This window comes from Streptomyces bobili (assembly GCF_002154575.1).
Classification (GTDB): Bacteria; Actinomycetota; Actinomycetes; order Streptomycetales; family Streptomycetaceae; genus Streptomyces; species Streptomyces bobili.
Map to the genome: position 1 here is coordinate 1,449 of NZ_MUBA01000343.1, position 238 is coordinate 1,686.

General features: G+C 73.9%; 1 pseudogene. It reads right to left on the bottom strand.

Annotation, left to right across the window (positions count from 1 at the left end):
- Window positions 1–209: pseudogene (locus tag BZL64_RS41350) on the bottom strand (NAD(P)-binding domain-containing protein); the annotation flags it as partial.
- Window positions 210–238 lie beyond the last annotated feature (29 nt).

The window sequence follows — 238 nt, forward strand, 5'->3', positions numbered from 1 at the left end:
TCCTCGGCGGCGGCCCGTGCGCGGTCGGCGGCCCGCGAGCCGATGATCACCTTCTGGCCGGCCTTGGCGAGCCGGTAGGCGAGGCCCTTGCCCTGCGGTCCGGTGCCGCCGAGAACGCCGACGACCAGCCCGGAGACGTCGGGGAGGTCCCACGGGTCCTTGGCGGGGGCCTTCGCGGGAGCGTCGTGTGCACTGTCGGTAGAGGTCATGGGCCGACTTTAGACCGACCGGCGAGGGG